This window comes from Bradyrhizobium sp. Mp19 (assembly GCF_029952935.1).
Classification (GTDB): domain Bacteria; phylum Pseudomonadota; class Alphaproteobacteria; order Rhizobiales; family Xanthobacteraceae; genus Bradyrhizobium; species Bradyrhizobium elkanii.
Genome location: NZ_JASAUT010000021.1, coordinates 80,628 through 99,628, shown reverse-complemented (window position 1 = coordinate 99,628; position 19,001 = coordinate 80,628). Strand labels below are relative to the sequence as shown.

Sequence of the window (19,001 nt, the reverse complement as noted above, 5' to 3'; positions counted from 1 at the left end):
CTGGGGACTTCATCGACCACAACCCAACGGATCAAATTTGCTCGGATATCTGCTTCGCCGCATCCTCGCCGCCATTCCCGTGATGGGCGTGGTGGCTCTTTTCGTGTTCCTGTTGCTGCGGCTGACGCCGGGCGACCCGGCCGCCATCCTCGCCGGCGACAACGCGACGCCCGAACAGCTTGAACGCATTCGGACCTCGCTTGGTCTGAACGAGCCGATCTACATCCAGTTCTATACCTGGGTCGCCAAGTTGCTGCACGGCGACCTCGGCGTCTCCCTGATCTCGAACAAGCCGATCCTCGAGATGATCGGCCCGCGCCTCGAGCCGTCGATCTCGGTCGCGCTGGCCACCATCATCCTCTCGATCCTGGTCGCGGTGCCGCTCGGCGTGATCGCGGCGTGGAAACACGGCACCTGGATCGACCGCTTCGTGATGGGACTGTCGGTGCTCGGCTTCTCGGTGCCGGTGTTCGTGATCGGCTATGTACTGATCCAGATCTTTGCGATCGATCTGCGCTGGGTTCCAGTGCAGGGCTTCAAGAGCATCTCGGCCGGCTTCGGCCCGTTCTTTGAGCGCATCATCTTGCCGACCTGCACCCTCTCCTTCATCTACGTCGCCCTGATCGCGCGCATGACGCGGGCCTCGATGCTCGATGTGCTCGGCGAGGATTACGTGCGCACGGCGCGGGCCAAGGGCATCGGCGAGACCGGCGTGCTGCTGCGCCATGCGCTGCGCAACGCGGCCGTGCCGGTCATCACCGTGATCGGTTCCGGCTTCGCGCTGTTGATCTCCGGGGTCGTCGTCACCGAAAGCGTGTTCAACCTGCCCGGCATCGGCCGCCTCACCGTCGATGCGGTGCTGGCGCGCGACTATCCGGTGATCCAGGCGATGATCCTGTTGACGTCGGGTATCTACGTCGCGGTCAATCTGTTGATCGACCTCGCCTACACCCTGCTCGATCCTCGTATCCGGTACTGAGCAATGGCGATCGAAACCCTTCCCGAATCCTCTATTCCCGTCACCCGGCCGTTCCGCGTCAAGTTCGGCTTCCTGACGTCGACGCCGATCATCGCGATTGCGACGATCAGCCTCGCCCTCATCATCCTGATGGCGATCTTCGCGCCGCTCCTTGCGCCGCACGATCCCCTGCTGTTGACGCCGTCGCAGCGGCTGAAGCCGTCGAGCGCGCAATATCTGCTCGGCACCGACGCCTATGGGCGCGACCTGTTGTCGCGCATCATCTACGGCGCACGGATCTCGCTGGTGATCGGGCTCGGCGCCGCCGTCTGCTCGATCGCCATCGGCCTCCTGATCGGCCTCGTCGCCGGCTTCTTCCGCTGGGTCGATGCGGTGCTGATGCGCGTGATGGACGGCTTGATGGCGATCCCCGCCATCCTGCTCGCGATCGCCGTGGTGTCGCTGTCGGGTGCCAGCATCTGGACCGTGATGGTTGCGATCACCATCCCCGAGATCCCACGCGTGGCGCGGCTGGTGCGCTCGGTGGTGCTGACCGCACGCGAGGAGCCTTATGTCGAGGCCGCGATCTCGCTCGGCACCAGCCTGCCGAAGATCATGTGGCGGCATCTGATGCCGAACACCATCGCGCCGCTGATCGTGCAAGGCACCTATGTCTGCGCGTCCGCGATCCTGACCGAGGCGATCCTGTCGTTCCTCGGCGCCGGCATCTCGCCGGAAACGCCGACCTGGGGCAACATCATGGCCGAGGGCCGCGCCTATTTCCAGGTCAAGCCGTCGCTGATCTTCTGGCCGGGGCTGCTGCTCTCGATCGCGATTCTCAGCGTCAACCTGATCGGCGACGCCGCGCGCGACGCGCTCGATCCCCGCATGAAGCAGCGTGAGGGCAAGTGACGGCTTCAATGCCAATTGAAGCCGTCATCCCGGGGCGGTGCGAAGCACCGAACCCGGGATCTCGAGATTCCGGGTTCGATGCTTCGCATCGCCCCGGAATGACAGTGGACAAATTCCGTCGCCGCGCCAAGAGAACCTGACATGACCAACGTCGTCCTCGACATCAACAATCTCGTCGTCGGTCTCGGCCGCAAGGCGGATGCGCATCGCATCATCGACGACCTGTCGCTACAGGTCCGTGAAAGCGAGACGCTCTGCCTGGTCGGCGAAAGCGGCTCGGGCAAGTCGGTGACATCGCTCACCGTGATGGGCCTGCTGCAAAAGGGCACGCTGGTGCCGTCCGGCGGCAGCGTCAAACTGGTCGGCGAGGAACTGCTCACCGCCAGCGACCGGCGGCTGCGCCAGCTCCGCGCCACGCGGATGGCGATGATCTTCCAGGAGCCGATGACCGCGCTCAATCCCGTCGTGCCGGTCGGCCGCCAGATCGACGAGGTGCTGCGCGCCCACACTGATCTCGACGCCCGCGCGCGGCGCCAGAAGATTTTGGCGATGATGGAGCATGTCCGGCTGCCGGACGTCGAGCGCATCTTCTCCTCCTACCCGCATCGCCTGTCGGGCGGTCAGCGCCAGCGCATCATGATCGCGATGGCATTGGTTCTGGAGCCGAAACTCCTGATCGCCGATGAGCCGACTACCGCGCTCGACGTCACCACGCAGAAGCAGATCCTCACCTTGATCCGCGATCTGCAACGCGATCACGGCACCGCTGTTCTGTTCATCACCCACGACATGGGCGTGGTGGCCGAGATCGCCGACCGCGTCGCGGTGATGCGACACGGCCGCCTTGTCGAAACCGGCCCGTTGCAGGACGTGCTGCGCAATCCGAAGATGGAGTACACCCGCAACCTCTTGTCCTCGGTGCCGAGCCTGGTGCCGCGCGCGCCGCGCCCGGAGACGACCGAGCCCGTGGTGCTGGAAGCCAACGAGCTCAGCAAGGTCTACCGGGAGCGGTCGCTGTACGGCAAAGCCCGCGAGGTCGCCGCCGCCAGTAACGTTACCCTCACCTTGCGCAAGGGCCGCACGCTCGGCATCGTCGGCGAAAGCGGTTCCGGCAAGTCGACGGTCGCGCGCTGCATCGTCCGCCTGATCGATCCGACCTCGGGCGGGGTGCGCCTCGCCGGCCGCGAGATCTCCGACCTGTCGCGCCGGCTGCTGCAGCCGCATCGCCAGAAGATCCAGATCATCTTCCAGGATCCCTACCGTTCGCTCAATCCCCGCGTCACCGTCGGCGAGAGCATCGCGGAAGGCCCGGTCAATTACGGCATGCCGCGCAAGGATGCGCTGGCGCGGGCGCGCGAGCTGCTCGAGCTCGTCCATTTGCCGCCCGACGCGATCTCGCGCTATCCGCACCAGTTCTCCGGCGGCCAGCGCCAGCGCATCGCGATCGCGCGCGCGCTGGCGCTCGATCCCGACGTGCTCGTCGCGGATGAGGCGGTGTCCGCGCTCGACGTCTCGGTGCAGGCGCAGGTGCTGGACCTGCTTGACGAAATCCAGCGGCGACTGGGCATCGCGCTGCTGTTCATCACGCATGATTTGCGCGTCGCCGCACAAATCTGCGACGACGTCGCCGTGATGCAGCATGGCCGCGTCGTGGAACAGGGACCGGCCGCTGAGGTGCTGACCAATCCGCAGCAGGCCTATACCCGCGCGCTGCTCGATGCGGCGCCCGGACGCGGCTGGGATTTTGCGAATTTCCGCCCGGTTTCGGAAGGCCTCGTGGCAACGGCCTAAGTCTTTAGCCTTAGCCTCACGACGTACCTTTGGGCCCTCAATACGCCCATAGGGCATGCAAATCCGGAAGTGCTCCACGGCTTGCGCTTGGCGCGACGACACGCTTAACGTCGCGCGCTAGAGCGTGGCCCTGACGGTGGACACCGGTCTTCCCCAGAGATCACGCTCCAACCAACGCGATGAGATCATGACGCGCGTCGTTGTGATCGCATCATGATCGAAGAAACGTATCGAGACCAACTTGATGACCCGCATTGCCGTTGGCGGCTTCCTGCACGAGACCAATACCTTCGCACCGACGAAGGCAACCTATGACGATTTCGTGCATGGCGGCGGCTGGCCGTCGATGACACGTGGCGCAGACGTGCTCAAGGTCATGCGCAAGATCAATGTCGGCCTTGCCGGGTTTGTCGAGGCGGCGGAAGCCAATGGCTGGGAGCTGGTGCCGACGATCTTCGCTGCGGCGAGCCCGTCGGCCCATGTCAGCAAGGATGCGTTCGAGCGGATCGTGACCGAAATGGTCGACGGCATCGCCGCGGCCGGACCGATCGACGCCGTCTATCTCGACCTGCACGGCGCCATGGTCACCGAGCATCATGACGACGGTGAAGGCGAGACGCTGGCCCGCGTGCGCAAGGCGATCGGCAACGACCTGCCGCTGGTGGCGAGCCTCGATCTGCATGCGAATGTCTCACCGAAGATGATCGAACATGCCGATGCGCTGATTGCCTACCGTACCTATCCGCATGTCGACATGGCCGAAACCGGCCGCGCCTGCGCCCGGCATCTGGCGCTGATGCTCAAGTCCAGGCAGCGCTTCGCCAAGGCATTCCGGCAATTGCCGTTCCTGATCCCGATCAGCTGGCAATGCACCAACGACCAGCCCACAAAAGGCATCTATCAAAAGCTCGCCGCGCTCGAGAGCGACGCCGTGCCGACGTTGTCGTTTGCGCCGGGCTTTCCGGCCGCCGATTTCAGGGATTGCGGACCGAGCGTGTTCGCCTATGGCCGGACCCAGGCCGAAGCGGATGCAGCCGCCGACAAGGTCGTCGCCCTGGTCGAGAGCCATGAGGATGATTTCGACGGCCGGATCTATTCGCCCGACGACGGCGTGCGGCTGGCGATGGAACTGGCGAAATCGTCCAGCAAGCCGATCATCATCGCCGACACCCAGGACAATCCCGGCGCCGGCGGCGATTCCGACACCACAGGCATGCTGCGCGCGCTGGTGCGCAACAGAGCGAGTGCCGCAACCGGCGTGATCTATGATCCGCAGTCCGCGAAGGCCGCGCACACCGCCGGTGTCGGGGCATCAGTCACGCTCGAGCTCGGCGGCAAGTCCGGCATTCCCGGCGACGCGCCATACCGGGAGACTTTTGTCGTCGAACAGCTCTCGGATGGCAAATTCGTGGCTCCCGGTCCCTATTTCGGCGGCCGCGACATGGATATGGGTCCCTCGGCCTGCCTGCGGGTCGGCGACGTCCGCGTCGTGGTCGGCTCCTACAAGGCCCAGCTTGCCGACCAGGCGATGTACCGGTATGTCGGCATCGAGCCGACGGCACAGAAGATCCTGGTCAACAAGAGCTCGGTGCACTTCCGCGCCGATTTCGAGCCGATCGCCGAGAAACTGCTGATTTGCGCCGCTCCCGGCGCGATGCCCGCCGATACCGCCACGCTGCCGTGGAAACATCTGCGTCCCGGCATTCGTATCAAGCCGAACGGCCCTGCTTTCACACCCACCTCCCCATCACGCACAAACGGATAGAGAGATCATGCCGACCATTGAGCGCATCGACAGTTTTGCCGACGAACTCACCGCCATCAGACGGGATCTGCATGCGCATCCCGAGATCGGCTTCGAGGAGGTCCGCACCTCAGGCATCGTCGCCGACAAGCTGACGAGTTGGGGCATCGAGGTGCATCGCGGCCTCGGCGGCACCGGCGTGGTCGGTGTGCTCAAGGGCAAGGGCAGCGGCTCCAAGAAGATCGGCCTGCGCGCCGACATGGACGCGCTGCCGATGGAGGAGAACACCAATCTGAAGTGGCGTTCGACCATCCCCGGCCGCTTCCACGGCTGCGGCCATGACGGCCACACCACGATGCTGCTCGGCTCGGCGCGCTATCTCGCCGAGACCCGCAATTTCGACGGCACCGTGCACTTCATCTTCCAGCCGGCCGAGGAAGGCCTCGGCGGCGCCCGCGCCATGATCAAGGACGGCCTGTTCAAGCAGTTCCCCTGCGACGAGGTCTATGGCCTGCACAACGCACCCGACCTGAACCATGGCGAGATCGCCATCCTGCCGGGCCCGGCAATGGCGGCAGCCGACTTCTTCGACATCAAGATCCAGGGCTACGGCGCGCATGGCGCGATGCCGGAGCGCTCCAAGGACGCCGTCGTGATCGCCATGACGCTCGGACAGGCGTTGCAGTCGATCGTCAGCCGCAACGTCGATCCGCTGCAGGCTGCGGTGCTGTCGATCACGCAGATCCATTCCGGGTCGGCGTACAACGTCATTCCCGGCGAAGCCTGGATGTGCGGCACGGTGCGCTGCTTCTCCGACGAGATCCGTGAGCTGATCCGCAAGCGCATGCGCGAAATCGCCGCCGGCTTTGCGGCGGCATATGGCGCCGAAATCTCGGTCGAGATCCGCGACGGCTTCAGCGTACTGGTGAATCAGGAAGAGCAGTCCCGCGTCGTCGAGGAAGTCGCGCGCACCGTCGTCGACCCCGCCAAGGTGATCACGCGCTCGACGCCCAAGATGGGCAGCGAGGATTTCGCCGACATGATGCAGGCCATTCCCGGCGCGTATTTCTGGGTCGGCCATGACGGCTCCGTGCCCGTTCACAATCCCGGTTACGTTCTCGACGACAAGATCCTGCCGATCGGCGCCAGCATGTTCGCCCGCATCATCGAGAAACGCATGCCGGCAGGTGCGCATGCATAAGCCCAAAGGGGACGCCATCACGTCGCTGCACGATCTCTCCGCCGTCGACCTGCTCGCCGGCTATCGTGCCAAGCAGTTCTCGCCGTCCGAGGTGCTGGAGGAAATCATCTCCCAGGTCGCGACCTGGGAGCCGCACATCAAGGCGCTGTATCTGTACGACCCGGAAGGGGCGCGGAAGGTCGCCAAGACCTCGACCGAGCGCTGGCAGCAAGCCGAGCCGGCCGGCACGCTCGATGGCGTTCCCGCCACCATCAAGGACAATGTCGCCACCAAAGGCCAGCCGGTGCCGCTGGGCGCGGCGAGCGTCACGCTGGCGCCCGCGGAGAAGGATGCACCGCCTGCGGCGCGGCTGCGCGAGGCCGGCTGCGTGATCTTCTCCAAGACCACGATGCCGGACTACGGCATGCTGTCGTCGGGCCTGTCGTCGTTCCATCCCCTGACCCGCAATCCCTGGGATGTCAGCAGGAACCCCGGCGGCTCGAGCGCCGGCGCGGGCGCGGCAGGTGCCGCCGGCTATGGTCCCTTGCATCTCGGCACCGATATCGGCGGCTCGGTGCGACTGCCGGCCAACTGGTGCGGCCTCGTCGCATTGAAGCCGAGCCTCGGCCGCGTGCCGGTCGACCCGCCCTATGTCGGCCGCGTCGCCGGTCCGATGACCCGCACCGTCGATGACGCTGCGCTGATGATGAGCGTGCTGTCGCGTCCCGATCGCCGCGACGGCATGAGCCTGCCGGCGCTGGAAGTGAACTGGAAGGCGCTGGAGAAGTCGCCGCGCAAGCTGCGCATCGGGCTGATGCTCGATGCCGGCTCCGGCCAGAAGGTCGAGAAGGAGGTTCGCGAGGTGGTCGTCAAGGCGGCGAAGGCGTTCGAATCCGCCGGCGCCGTCATCACCGAGATCGACGGCATCCTGAGGCCCGAGATGCTTGAGGGGCTCGACAATTTCTGGCGCGCCCGGACCTGGGATGAGCTTTCGAAACTGTCGCAGGCCAACCGCGGCAAGACCCTGCCCTACATCCTCAACTGGGCAGAGGCCGGCGCAAAGCTCTCCGGCGTCGATGTGGTGCGCGGCTTCAACCAGACGATGGCGATCCGCGCGGCCGCCGCGAAATTGAAGTCGGATCGTAGCCATGTCGTTCTGTGAGCCAAGGAGTTGCCAGACATATTTGTCTTCCTAAGACCGCTTGGCCTCCGACTTCGCCTCGCTGCGCGCGGCGATCGACGCCAAGCGCAACTTCCTGCTGGCGCAATCCGAACTGCAGACCGCGATCAACGCCGGCTACGACAAGAAGGGCTTTCCGATCGGCGTCCAGATCATCGGTCGCCGCTTCGACGACATCGGCGTGCTCGGCATGGGCAAGGCGTTCGAAGGCCTGCGCGGCCCGCAGAAGCCGTGGCCCGCGCCGCCGAAGAAGTAAAGCAGCGCCTCAACGCAAGTCGGGATGCGCGGAGCCAGGCCCGCGCATCCCTCTTCTTCACAAGGGATGATTGCCGGGTTAACTGGATGGAGACGCGCGCCAGCGCCGTTCATTCAAGAAAACCGAGAGGAAATCATCCCCATGGCGTATGAGACGATCAAGTACGAGGTCGCCGAGCAGATCCTGACCATCACGCTGAACCGGCCCGACAAGCTCAACGCCTTCAACGCCACGATGCAGCAGGAGCTGATCGACGCGTTCGACAAAGCCGACAAGGACGACGACGTCAGGGCCATCATCGTGACAGGTGCGGGCCGCGGTTTCTGCGCCGGCGCCGATCTCTCCTCCGGTGCCAACACGTTCGACCGCGATGCACGGCGCGGTCCGGTCAAGCGCAATGCCGACGGCAGCGTCGACTACAGCGATCCGCAGGTGCGCGACGGCGGCGGGCAAGTGACGCTGCGGATCTTCAAGTGCCTGAAGCCGGTGATCGCCGCTGTGAACGGCCCGGCAGTCGGCATCGGCGTCACCATGCAGCTTGCGATGGATATCCGCATCGCCTCCGACGCCGCGCGGTTCGGCTTCGTGTTCTCCCAGCGCGGCATCGTGCCGGAAGCCGCATCGAGCTGGTTCCTGCCGCGCATCGTCGGCATCTCGCAGGCGCTGGAATGGTGCTACTCCGGACGCGTCTTCCCGGCGCAGGAAGCGCTCACCGGCCGGCTCGTCAGCAAGGTGGTGCCGCCGGACGATCTGTTGCCCACCGCGCGTGCGCTCGCCAAGGAGTTCGCGGCCAAGACCGCGCCGGTATCGGTGGCGCTGATCCGCCAGATGATGTGGCGCATGATGGGAGCCGACGATCCGATGGAGGCGCACAAGGTCGACAGCCGCGGCATCTATGCCCGCGGCCGCTCCGACGACGTCAAGGAAGGCGTGGTGTCGTTCCTGGAAAAGCGCCCCGCGCAGTTCAAGAACAAGGTGTCGTCGGACATGCCCGACTATTTCCCGTGGTGGCAAGAGCGCGACTATAAGTGAGCGAACGGCGTCAAGCGGCGTCCACGCTTGACGGCGTCGTCCTGTTGCACGGCATCAGCAGGACGGCGCGCTCGTTTCGCAGGATGGAGCTGGCGCTGAGGGCTGTCGGCTTTGCCACCCTCAATCTCGACTATGACAGCCGGCGCAAGCCACTCGACGCGCTGGCCGAGGACATCCATCCTTCGCTTGATCAATTCGCGCGCAACCTCCATGGCTCCGTGCATTTCGCCTGCCATTCCATGGGCGGGCTTCTGGCACGCGTCTATCTGGCAAGGCATCGCCCGGCGCGGCTCGGCCGCGTCGTGATGCTGGGCACGCCGAACGGCGGCAGCGAGATCGCCGACCGCCTGAAGAACATCGCGGCTTATCGCGCCTATTTCGGCCCGGCCGGCCAGCAGCTCGTCACCCGCCGCGATGCCGCGACCAGCGCGCTGCTGCCGCCGATCGATTATTCCGCCGGCATCATCGCCGGCAACCGCTCGGTCTATCCGATCACCTCCATCGGCTTGCCGCGGCCGCATGACGGCCGGGTGTCGGTCGCCAACACCAGGCTCGAGGGTATGGCCGATCACATTGTGATCCGCACCTCGCATCCCTGGCTGGTGCGCAACGCCGATGCGATCGCGCAGACCATCGCGTTCTTGCAGGAAGGCAAATTCAGCACAAATCGTCAGGTGGACTAGGCGTCGGCGTTACCCATCCTGTGCAGCTTGAGCATGGCATAGACCGCATTGTTGGCCGGCGTCGGAATGCCAAGCGGGCGGGCGAACTCCACCACCTTTCCGGCGAGCCAGTCGAGTTCGAGCCGGTTGCCGCGTTCGAGATCGTGCAGCATGGAAGCCTTGAAGGTGGGCGGCGAGGCTTCCGCGAATTTCATTCGGTCCTCGGCAAAATTCTCCGGAATCGGAACGCCCCTGGCACGACCGACCGCTACCACCTCGCTCATCAGGCTGTAAAAGAACGCCCGCGTATCCGGGTCGGCCAGGATCGGCCCCAGCGGCTGGCGAGTCGTTGCGGTCGCGCCTGATAGTCCGACGAGAAATACGAATTTCTGCCAGCGCTCCCGGTCGATCCCGTCGGACACCGAGATGTCGATCCCGGCCGCCTGAGCGGCGTCGGCAAAGGCTTTGAGGCCCTCATCGGGCTTGCCGTCGGTTCGGCCGCAGACCATGCGCGCGAACTGGCTCGTGTGGGTGACGACGCCAGGCGCGGACAGCACCGTAGCAATATAGGCACTTCCGGCGACCACGTTGTCGGCGCCGAGAATCGGGGCGATCCTCTCCGCACTATCGACCCCGTTTTGCAATGGGATCACCCGGGTGCGGGGTCCGACCAGAGGGAGAGACGACCTGGCTGCCGTCTCGCTGTCCCAAAGCTTGACCGCGAACAGAACGATATCGACCGGGCCGACCGTGGCAGGGTCATCGGTCGCGTTGGGCTCAGGCAAATGAAGATTGCCAAGCACACTCTCGACCTTGAGACCGTTTTTCCTGATCGCCTCGAGGTTGGAGCCGCGTGCGATAAAGAACACGTCGTGCCCTGCCGCAGCCATACGTGCTCCGAAATAACCGCCGAGGGCACCGGCCGCCATCACAGCGATACGCATGTCATCCTCCCCCTGCAACGACACTCAGCCGGCAGAGGATATCACGCGGCGGACCCGGGTTCGATTCCTTGAACGCCAGGCCCATCGCGTCATTTGGCTGCACTGCAGAATTTGAGCGCTATCGGTGCACGGCGGACACTGGCAAGCCGCCTGCCCGACAGCTCTGTGGTTTCACGGCCTCGTCAGCAGCGCCACACGCCCGATCGCCTTGCGCTCGATCAACAGCCGCATCGCTTTCGCATAGTCTTCCAGCGGCAGCCGGTGCGAGATGTTCGGCCGCACCCGGCCGGCCTCGGCCCATTCGCTCAGCGCCTTGAACCTGACCTCGCCGAGCGCGGGATCCTTGCGCACCGCCTCGCCGGCGCGAACGCCGAGCACGCTCGCGCCCTTGATCATCAACAGATTGGTGCGGGCAAGACCGATGCCGCCGGTGAAGCCGACGACGAGAATCCGCGCGCCCCAGTTGATGCAGCGCATCGAGTTCTCGAACACCTCGCCGCCGACAGGATCGAACACGACATCGGCGCCGCGACCGTCGGTGAGGCGCTTGACCGCATCGCGGAACGGCTCGCGCGCATAGAGCACGAGATGATCCGCGCCGCGCGCCTTGGCGATCGCAAGCTTCTCCTCGCTCGAGGCCGCGGCGATCACGGTGGCGCCGAGCAGCTTGCCGATCTCGACCGCGGCAAGCCCGACACCGCCGCCGGCGCCGTGCACCAGCAGCGCCTCGCCCGGCCTGATCTGCCCGCGATCGATCAGCGCATGATAGGCGGTGCCGTGCGCGGCCAGGAAGGTCGCGCCTTCTGCGTAGTCGAAAGTCGACGGCACCGGCACGAGCTGCGACGGCGTTGCAACCGTCTCGTCGCAATAGGCGCCGAAACGCATCTTGACGATCACCTTGTCGCCGACGGCGACACCGGATGCGCCATTGACCTCGACGACATCGCCGGCGGCTTCCGAGCCCGGCGTGAACGGCAGCGGCGGCTTGAGCTGGTACTCGCCGGCGGCCATCAGGATGTCGGGGAAATTGATCCCGGCGGCGCGGATCGCAACGCGCACCTGGCCCGGCTGCAAAGGCACCGAGGCAAAGTTCTCGAGCTGCAGGCGCTCGGGCGGCCCGAGCTCGCGGCAAACGACGGCTTTCGGCATCAGGCAGCCCGCGCCTTGAGGCGCGCCAGCGCCTCGCGGATCAGCGGCAAGCGATCGTTGCCGAAATACATGTCGGTCTTGTCGAGATAGATCGTCGGCGAGCCGAAGCCGCCACGCGCCATCACCTCCTCGGTGTTGGCCTTGAGCTGATCCTTGATCGCCTGGTCGCCGATGCCGGCAAGGAACTGCGCCGGATCGATCCCGAGCTTGGTGCAGATCTCGGTCAGCACCGCATCCTGCGAGATGTCCTTGTCGTCGCCCCAATAGGCCTCGAACACCGCGCGGGCGAACGGCACCATCTTCTCGTTGCCGAGAAGGATGCAGCCGCGCATCGCCTTGACGCTGTTCACCGGGAACACGGTCGGCGGCATCTTGATCGCAAGGCCGGCCGAGCGCGCCCAGTCGGTGAGATCCTTCTTCATGTAGCGCGCCTTCAGCGGCACCGGCTTCTCGCGCTGAGCGTAGACCGACGGATTGACGGTGTTGAAGATGCCGCCGACCAGGATCGGCCGCCAGGTGATCGGCGCGTCGAACTCCTTCGCGATCGGCTGGATGTTGTGCCAGGCGAGATAGGTCCACGGGCTGGAGCAGTCGAAGAAGAATTCGATCATGGCGTTTCCCTTTGTCTTTTCCGCATTCATTCTCGTCATTCCGGGATACGCCGCAAGGCGCAGAGCTCGCGACTGTGTCGCGCCACGGAATAACGGGCATCATTTCTTCTCGACCAATTCCTTCGCACGCTGGCCGAACATGTTCTTGCGTGATTCCTCGTCAAACGGCTCCTTGACGAATTTTCCGATCGCAAGCCCTGCCTGCACCTGCGGCCGGGCGCGCACCGTCGCGTACCAGCGCTTGATGTTCGGGAAATCGTCGAGGGTGAAGCCCTGCGCCTTGTGGGTCATGGTCCAGGGAAAGCAGGCGATGTCGGCGATCGAATAGTCGTCGCCGGCGATATAGGCGCCGGTGTTGCCGAGCTGGCGGTCGAGCACGCCGTAGAGCCGCGCCGTCTCGTCGCGGTAGCGCTCGATCGCGTAGGGAATCTTCTCGGCCGCATAGAGCGCGAAATGGCCGTGCTGGCCGAGCATCGGCCCGAGGCCGCCCATCTGCCACATCACCCATTGGATGACGTTCGACCGCGCACGCAGCTCCCGCGACAGGAAACGGCCGGCCTTGTCGGCGAGATAGATCAGGATCGCGCCGGTCTCGAACACCGGGAACGGCCCGCCGCCGTCGGCGGGCGCATGGTCGACGATGGCGGGGATCCGGTTGTTCGGGCTGATCGCCAGGAATTCGGGTCGAAACTGCTCGCCGGCGCGGATGTTCACCGGGATCACCTTATAGGGCAGCCCCAGTTCCTCCAGCATGATCGAGATCTTCCAGCCGTTCGGCGTCGGCGCGTAGTGCAGGTCGATCATCGGCGTTCTATTCCCCGTCACAAAGACTTTTGTTGTTCTGTACCTCCACCTTAGGACATGGCACACAGGCGCTCAATCAGAACCCAACAGGAGGCACCCATGCTGTTTCCAACCACGATCGCAGGCTCGCTGCCGAAGCCGGAATGGCTGGCGGAGCCGAACATGCTGTGGGCACCCTGGAAGTCGGAGGGCGCCGAGCTCGCCCGCGCCAAGCGCGATGCCACGGTGCTCGCGGTCAAGCTGCAGGAAGATGCCGGCGTCGACATCGTCACCGAGGGCGAGCAGGCGCGCCAGCATTTCGTGCACGGCTTCCTGGAGCGGATCGAGGGCATCGACTTCGCGCACAAGGTCGAGATGGGCATCCGCAAGGACCGCTATAAGGCGATGGTGCCGCAGGTGGTCGCACCGCTGCAGCTCAAGGGACGCGTCCACGAGGGCGAGGCCCGTGCGGCCCGCGCGCACACCAGGAACCGGCTGAAATTCACCCTGCCCGGCCCGATGACGATCATCGATACCATCGCCGACAAATATTACGGCGACCGCGTAAAGATGGCCTTCGCTTTCGCCGAGCTTTTGAATCAGGAGGCGAAGGCGTTGCAGGCCGACGGCGTCGACATGATCCAGTTCGACGAGCCCGCCTTCAACGTCTACATGGACCAAGTGCGCGACTGGGGCATCAAGGCCCTGGAGCGCGCCGCCGAAGGCCTGACCTGCGCCACCGCCGTGCACATCTGCTACGGCTACGGCATCAAGGCCAACACCGACTGGAAGCAGACGCTTGGCGGCGAGTGGCGGCAATACGAGGAGACCTTCCCGGTCATCGACAAGAGTACGATCCAGCAGGTCGCGATCGAATGCCGCAACTCGAAGGTGCCGATCGAATTGCTGGCGGCGCTCCCCGGCAAGATCGTGCAGGCCGGCGTGATCGACGTCGCCAGCGACGAGATCGAGACCGCTGAGGACGTCGTCAAGGTGATCGAGGCGGTCGCCAAGCACGTGCCGAAGGGCAACATCATCGCGACCACCAATTGCGGCATGGCGCCGATGCGGCGGGACATCGCGGAAGCCAAGCTGATCGCGCTGGGCGCCGGTGCCAAGCTGGCGCGGCAGCGGCTGGCGTAAGGATGACGCCGGCCGATCAACCCAGAACGGCTATCGCGCTCGGATGCAGCACCGGCCGGTAGCCGGCCTGGAAGGCGCGCACCGTCGATGGCGGCGTCAGCAGCATGGCCGGCTCGGGTACGTCGGCCCGGCTGTAACCGGCGAACGACCAGTGCAACGCGGCGCCGTCGGCGACGAGGTAGCTGTCCCCGCTCGCCTGCACCATCGTCCCGTCGGGCAAGTCGCGCAATCGCATCGGCAGCGGATGCAGCCGCTTCTTGCCGCGGTCGAGCCGCTCGGCGTGCAGCACCGCGTCCATCGCCTTGGCGCTGAGATCGCTCACGCCGTTGCCCTGCTCCCAGCAGCCGCGAAACCGCTTGGCATCGTCACGGCGGCAGTAGAAGCAGGGCCGGTGTCCGGCCGCAAACGCGGTGGCCTCATCGAGGAAGAACAGCTCGGTCCAGCTCTGCCGGCTCATCACCTTGCGCCGCCGTCCCCTGAACTCGCAGACGCAGGTGAGCCACGCCGGGCTCGACCAGCGCTTGTTCAGAAGCGTGCGCGTCGCGGGATCGTGGATGATGCCGCGATTGCCGGTGAAGGTGCCGCGATGTTCTGAGGCGACGATGTCGCCGGTGGGCGTGACGCGGTTTTGCAGGGGCATGGCAAATCCGACCGTTCGTCGCTGTCATTCCGGGGCGATGCAAAGCATCGAACCCGGAATCTCGAGATTCCCCGGTGCGCAACAGCGCACCTGAGGTTCGCGTCTTCGACGCGCCCCGGAATGACGACGACGTCACGCCGCCCCGTCGCGGAGCGGCGGCTGGAACGACAGCGCGGTATCCCAAGGGAAGAAGATCCAGGTGTCCTGCGACACCTCGGTGATGTAGGTGTCGACCAGCGGCCGGCCCTTCGGCTTGGCATAGACGGTCGCGAAATGCGCGTCCGGCAGAAGCTCGCGCACCAGCCTGCCGGTCTTGCCGGTATCGACGAGGTCGTCGACGATCAACAGTCCCTTGCCGGTGCCGCCGCCGAGCTTGGCGGTCTGCTCCGAAATGCCCTTGAGCACCTTCAGGTCGCCCTGCTTGTCGTGGTCGTAGCTGGCGACGCAGACGGTATCGATCACCCGCAGGCCGAGCTCGCGCGCCACGATCGCCGCCGGCACCAGCCCGCCGCGGGTGATGGCGATCACCGCATGGAACGGGCCGACCTCGTTGAGCCGCCAGGTCAGCGCCCGGCAATCCCGGTGGAATTGATCCCACGAGACCGGAAACGGCCTGCCGGCCCGATCCTGTGCACTCGGTTCGGAATTTCTTTCAACCATATCGTCTCAACCCGCCGGCTTCTTCTGCGCGGCCTGCACTTGCTTCAGCATCTCCTTCACCGCGATCATCGCCGCGGCGAGCTTTTCCGGATCGCGCGAGCGGACCACGAGATTGGTGTTCGGCTTCTGGTTCTCGTCCTGGAACGGATAGCTGCCGATGATGGTGTCGGGATTGGCTTCCGCGATCGCCCGCAGTGGGCCGCCGATATCGCCTTCCCTTGCGTCGGCGCGAACCGAGTCCGACAGCATCCGCACGCCGGACTTCAGGGTCGGCGCCACGATATCCATCATCGCCTGCATGATGGTGGGGATGCCGGCCATCACGATGACATTGCCGAGCTTGAAGCCCGGCGCCAGGATGGTCGCGCTCTGGATCAGTTCGGCGCCGTCAGGCACCCGGGCCATGCGGAGCCGGGCCTCGTTGAGGTCCTGCTCGCTCCAGCGCTCCCTGAACCGCGCCACCACCTCGGGGTGATGGTGGATATCGACCCCGAACGCCTTCGCCACGCTGTCGGCGGTGATGTCGTCATGGGTCGGCCCGATGCCGCCGGTGGTGAACACGTAAGTGTACCTATGCCGCAGCGCATCAAGGGCGGAGACGATGTCGGCCTCGTCATCGGCGACGACGCGGACCTCCTTCAGGTCGATGCCGATGTTGGTCAGGTATTCGGCGATGAAGCCGATATTCTTGTCCTTGGTCCGGCCGGACAGGATCTCGTCGCCGATCACCAATATCCCCGCCGTGACGATCTCGCTCATGGTCTCATTCCCTAACTTGATCCCCTGACATTGCCGATCCAATGCCTTGATGTCACGGGGTTTTGCCGCCGAATTAAGCAGACCTCAGCCGGTTTTTCGGGCAGGCCTTCCACCTCACCCATAGCAAATGCCGCAAGCCAATGCATATCGCGCTGGCCCGCCCCTTGCTACCATCCCATCAAGTCATGCACTGTGTCACATGGCTTGGGAGGGCAGTCGGGCTATATGGCAGTCGCGTTCGATGAGATGAATGGCCTCGGCGAGGATCTCCGCCCGGCCTACCAGGAGCTCTCCCGCTGGCTCAAAGAGACGCCGCCGGATGCGCTCGAATATCGACGCCAGGAAGCGGAGCTGCTGTTCCGCCGGATCGGCATCACCTTCGCGGTCTATGGCGATGCCGAGGCCCAGGAGCGGCTGATCCCCTTCGACGTCATCCCCCGCATCATGTCGGCGACCGAGTGGACGCTGCTGGAGAAGGGCCTCAAGCAGCGCGTGCTCGCGCTCAACATGTTCTTGAAGGACATCTATCACGGGCGCGACATCCTGCGCGCCAACGTCATCCCCGAGGACCTGATCTTCCAGAACCCGGTGTTCCGTCCGGAGATGAACGGCCAGGACGTGCCGCACGACATCTACGTCCACATCGCCGGCATCGACATCATCCGCACCGATCCCGACAATTTCATCGTGCTGGAGGACAATGCGCGCACGCCGTCCGGCGTGTCCTACATGCTGGAAAACCGCGAGATCATGATGCGGCTGTTTCCGGACCTGTTCGCGCGGCACCGCGTCGCGCCCGTGGAGCGTTATCCGGACGAGTTGCTGTCGGCGCTGCGCTCGGTCGCGCCGCACAGCGCGTCCGCCGAGCCGACGGTGGCGCTGATGACACCCGGTGTCTACAACTCGGCCTATTACGAGCACTCCTTTCTCGCCGACAAGCTCGGCATCGAGCTGGTCGAGGGGCGCGACCTCATCGTCAAGAACGACGAGGTGTTCATGCGCACCACCGAGGGCCTGAAGCGGGTCGACGTGATCTATCGCCGCGTCGACGACGATTTCCTCGATCCCCTCACCTTCCGTCCGGATTCCGCGCTCGGCGTCCCCGGACTGATGTCGGCCTACGCCGCCGGCAACATCACGCTCGCCAATGCGGTTGGCACCGGCATCGCCGACGACAAGGCGATCTATTCCTACATGCCTGACATCGTGAAGTTCTACCTCAGCGAAGAGCCGATCCTTAAGAACGTGCAGACCTGGCGCTGCCGCGAACCGCAGGACCTGTCCTACGTGCTCGACAACCTCGCCGACCTCGTCGTCAAGGAAGTGCACGGCTCGGGCGGCTACGGCATGCTGATCGGTCCCGCCGCCACCAAGGCGACGATCGAGGCGTTCCGCGACAAGCTCAAGCGCGAGCCCGAGGGCTTCATCGCCCAGCCGACGCTGGCGCTGTCGACCTGCCCGACCTGCACCGACAAGGGGCTTGCGCCGCGCCATGTCGACCTCCGCCCGTTCGTGCTGACCGGCTCTAGCCACACCACCATCGTGCCCGGCGGGCTGACCCGCGTCGCGCTGAAGGAAGGCTCGCTCGTCGTCAATTCGAGCCAGGGCGGCGGCACCAAGGACACCTGGATACTGAGCGAGTAGTTGAAAGCATGCTGTCGCGCACCGCCGAAAACCTGTTCTGGCTGGCCCGTTACGTCGAACGCGCCGAATATCTGGCGCGCACCATCGATGCGACGTTGCGCGTCACCGCGCTGCCCGCGGCCTATGTCGGCAAGACCAATGAGTGGGATTCCGCACTGCTCACCGCCGGCGTCGGCGCGAGCTTCTACGTTCACTATGAGGAAGCCAACGAGCGGAACGTCATCGAATATCTCTCCTTCTCGTCGGAAAATGCGTCCTCGATCAAGAACTGCATCGAGGCGGCGCGGCTCAATTCACGCTCGGTGCGCACCGCGCTGACATCCGAGATGTGGGACACCATCAATTCGGCCTGGATCGAGCTGCAGGCGGTCTGGAACAAGGGTCCCGCCAACCGCGAGGAGCTGGCCAAATTCCTGCGCTTCGTGCAGGAGACCTCGCTGCGCTTCGACGGCTCGGCCTACCGCACCATGCTGCGCAACGACGCCTACTGGTTCTCGCGGCTCGGGGTCCATCTCGAGCGCGCCGACAACACCGCGCGGATTCTCGACGTGAAGTATCACATGCTGTTGCCCGAGGAGGAGCATGTCGGCGGCCCGCTGGATTACTACCAGTGGACCTCGATCCTGCGCTCGGTGTCGGCAACGACCGCCTATCACTGGGTCTACCGGGAAACCCTGAAGCCCTGGCTGATCGCCGACCTCCTGATCCTCAACGATACGCTGCCGCGCTCGCTTGCCAGCTGCTACAGCAACCTCGTGCGCAACCTCGACCAGATCGGCGTCGCCTATGGCCGCCAGGGCGCCTCGCAACGCCATGCCCGCGGCATCAGGAACCGGCTCGAGCACAGCAACATGGACGATATCTTCCAGCACGGCGTGCACGAATTCATCCAGGAGTTCATCGCGGACAACTCACGGCTGGGTGAGATCATCACCAAGCAGTACCTGATCTAA

17 protein-coding genes and 2 pseudogenes are annotated in these 19,001 nt (G+C 65.0%); 12 read left to right on the top strand and 7 right to left on the bottom strand.

Annotation, left to right across the window (positions count from 1 at the left end):
* The first annotated feature begins 37 nt into the window (after positions 1–37).
* From QJT82_RS22890 to QJT82_RS22850, 9 genes and pseudogenes are all read left to right on the top strand, one after another.
* On the top strand, positions 38–979 hold the full coding sequence (locus QJT82_RS22890; RefSeq protein WP_018272343.1) for an ABC transporter permease: 942 nt from the start codon (positions 38–40) through the stop codon (positions 977–979).
* A gap of 3 nt (positions 980–982) precedes the next feature.
* Positions 983–1,870 carry an ABC transporter permease gene (locus QJT82_RS22885; RefSeq protein WP_028342921.1) on the top strand — a complete coding sequence of 296 codons (888 nt, stop codon included), beginning with the start codon at positions 983–985 and terminating at the stop codon, positions 1,868–1,870.
* A gap of 141 nt (positions 1,871–2,011) precedes the next feature.
* Positions 2,012–3,661 (top strand): ABC transporter ATP-binding protein, encoded by a 1,650-nt coding sequence (locus QJT82_RS22880; RefSeq protein ID WP_028342920.1) that lies wholly within the window; start codon positions 2,012–2,014, stop codon positions 3,659–3,661.
* A gap of 244 nt (positions 3,662–3,905) precedes the next feature.
* A complete protein-coding gene (locus QJT82_RS22875) occupies positions 3,906–5,426 on the top strand; it encodes a M81 family metallopeptidase (RefSeq protein ID WP_028342919.1) in 1,521 nt (506 codons plus the stop codon).
* Positions 5,427–5,433: 7 nt separating this feature from the next.
* A complete protein-coding gene (locus QJT82_RS22870; protein WP_028342918.1) occupies positions 5,434–6,606 on the top strand; it encodes a M20 aminoacylase family protein in 1,173 nt (390 codons plus the stop codon).
* Positions 6,599–7,741: pseudogene (locus QJT82_RS22865) on the top strand (amidase); the annotation flags it as partial. The gene QJT82_RS22870 and the pseudogene QJT82_RS22865, both read left to right, overlap by 8 nt.
* Positions 7,742–7,868: 127 nt before the next feature.
* A pseudogene (locus tag QJT82_RS22860) lies at positions 7,869–8,021 on the top strand (amidase); the annotation flags it as partial.
* 141 nt (positions 8,022–8,162) lie between these two features.
* Complete coding sequence (locus QJT82_RS22855; RefSeq protein WP_028342916.1) at positions 8,163–9,053, top strand: crotonase/enoyl-CoA hydratase family protein; 891 nt, start codon at positions 8,163–8,165, stop codon at positions 9,051–9,053.
* Positions 9,050–9,736 carry an alpha/beta fold hydrolase gene (locus QJT82_RS22850; protein WP_028342915.1) on the top strand — a complete coding sequence of 229 codons (687 nt, stop codon included), beginning with the start codon at positions 9,050–9,052 and terminating at the stop codon, positions 9,734–9,736. The genes QJT82_RS22855 and QJT82_RS22850 overlap by 4 nt, the downstream gene beginning before the upstream one ends.
* On the opposite strand, the gene QJT82_RS22845 is transcribed toward QJT82_RS22850, so the two are convergent.
* The 4 genes from QJT82_RS22845 to QJT82_RS22830 all read right to left on the bottom strand — a co-directional run bounded on the left by QJT82_RS22845 (position 9,733) and on the right by QJT82_RS22830 (position 13,223).
* The gene (locus tag QJT82_RS22845; protein WP_028342914.1) at positions 9,733–10,659 is read right to left on the bottom strand and encodes a 2-dehydropantoate 2-reductase; all 927 of its coding nucleotides are present in this window, start codon (positions 10,657–10,659) and stop codon (positions 9,733–9,735) included. The two genes, QJT82_RS22850 and QJT82_RS22845, sit on opposite strands and share 4 nt — an antisense overlap.
* Before the next feature lie 171 nt (positions 10,660–10,830).
* A complete protein-coding gene (locus tag QJT82_RS22840; protein ID WP_028342913.1) occupies positions 10,831–11,808 on the bottom strand; it encodes an NADPH:quinone oxidoreductase family protein in 978 nt (325 codons plus the stop codon).
* Positions 11,808–12,419, bottom strand: a complete 612-nt coding sequence (locus tag QJT82_RS22835; protein WP_028342912.1) for a 2-hydroxychromene-2-carboxylate isomerase — start codon at positions 12,417–12,419, stop codon at positions 11,808–11,810. The genes QJT82_RS22840 and QJT82_RS22835 overlap by 1 nt, the downstream gene beginning before the upstream one ends.
* 99 nt (positions 12,420–12,518) lie before the next feature.
* On the bottom strand, positions 12,519–13,223 hold the full coding sequence (locus QJT82_RS22830) for a glutathione binding-like protein (protein ID WP_028342911.1): 705 nt from the start codon (positions 13,221–13,223) through the stop codon (positions 12,519–12,521).
* Positions 13,224–13,322: 99 nt separating this feature from the next.
* Between QJT82_RS22830 and QJT82_RS22825 the strand changes: the two genes are divergently transcribed.
* Entirely contained in the window at positions 13,323–14,345 is a 1,023-nt protein-coding gene (locus tag QJT82_RS22825) for a methionine synthase (RefSeq protein ID WP_035632434.1), read from the top strand.
* A gap of 16 nt (positions 14,346–14,361) precedes the next feature.
* Here the strand turns inward: QJT82_RS22825 and QJT82_RS22820 are convergent, their stop codons facing one another.
* The 3 genes from QJT82_RS22820 to QJT82_RS22810 all read right to left on the bottom strand — a co-directional run bounded on the left by QJT82_RS22820 (position 14,362) and on the right by QJT82_RS22810 (position 16,404).
* Positions 14,362–14,985 (bottom strand): hypothetical protein, encoded by a 624-nt coding sequence (locus tag QJT82_RS22820; RefSeq protein ID WP_028342909.1) that lies wholly within the window; start codon positions 14,983–14,985, stop codon positions 14,362–14,364.
* Positions 14,986–15,117: 132 nt separating this feature from the next.
* Positions 15,118–15,645, bottom strand: a complete 528-nt coding sequence (gpt, locus tag QJT82_RS22815; RefSeq protein ID WP_028342908.1) for a xanthine phosphoribosyltransferase — start codon at positions 15,643–15,645, stop codon at positions 15,118–15,120.
* A gap of 6 nt (positions 15,646–15,651) precedes the next feature.
* On the bottom strand, positions 15,652–16,404 hold the full coding sequence (locus tag QJT82_RS22810) for a molybdopterin-binding protein (RefSeq protein WP_028342907.1): 753 nt from the start codon (positions 16,402–16,404) through the stop codon (positions 15,652–15,654).
* Between the two features lie 225 nt (positions 16,405–16,629).
* On the opposite strand from QJT82_RS22810, the gene QJT82_RS22805 reads away from it, so the two are divergent.
* A complete protein-coding gene (locus QJT82_RS22805) occupies positions 16,630–18,048 on the top strand; it encodes a circularly permuted type 2 ATP-grasp protein (protein WP_028342906.1) in 1,419 nt (472 codons plus the stop codon).
* An 8-nt stretch (positions 18,049–18,056) separates the two neighbouring features.
* The gene (locus QJT82_RS22800; RefSeq protein WP_028342905.1) at positions 18,057–19,001 is read left to right on the top strand and encodes an alpha-E domain-containing protein; all 945 of its coding nucleotides are present in this window, start codon (positions 18,057–18,059) and stop codon (positions 18,999–19,001) included.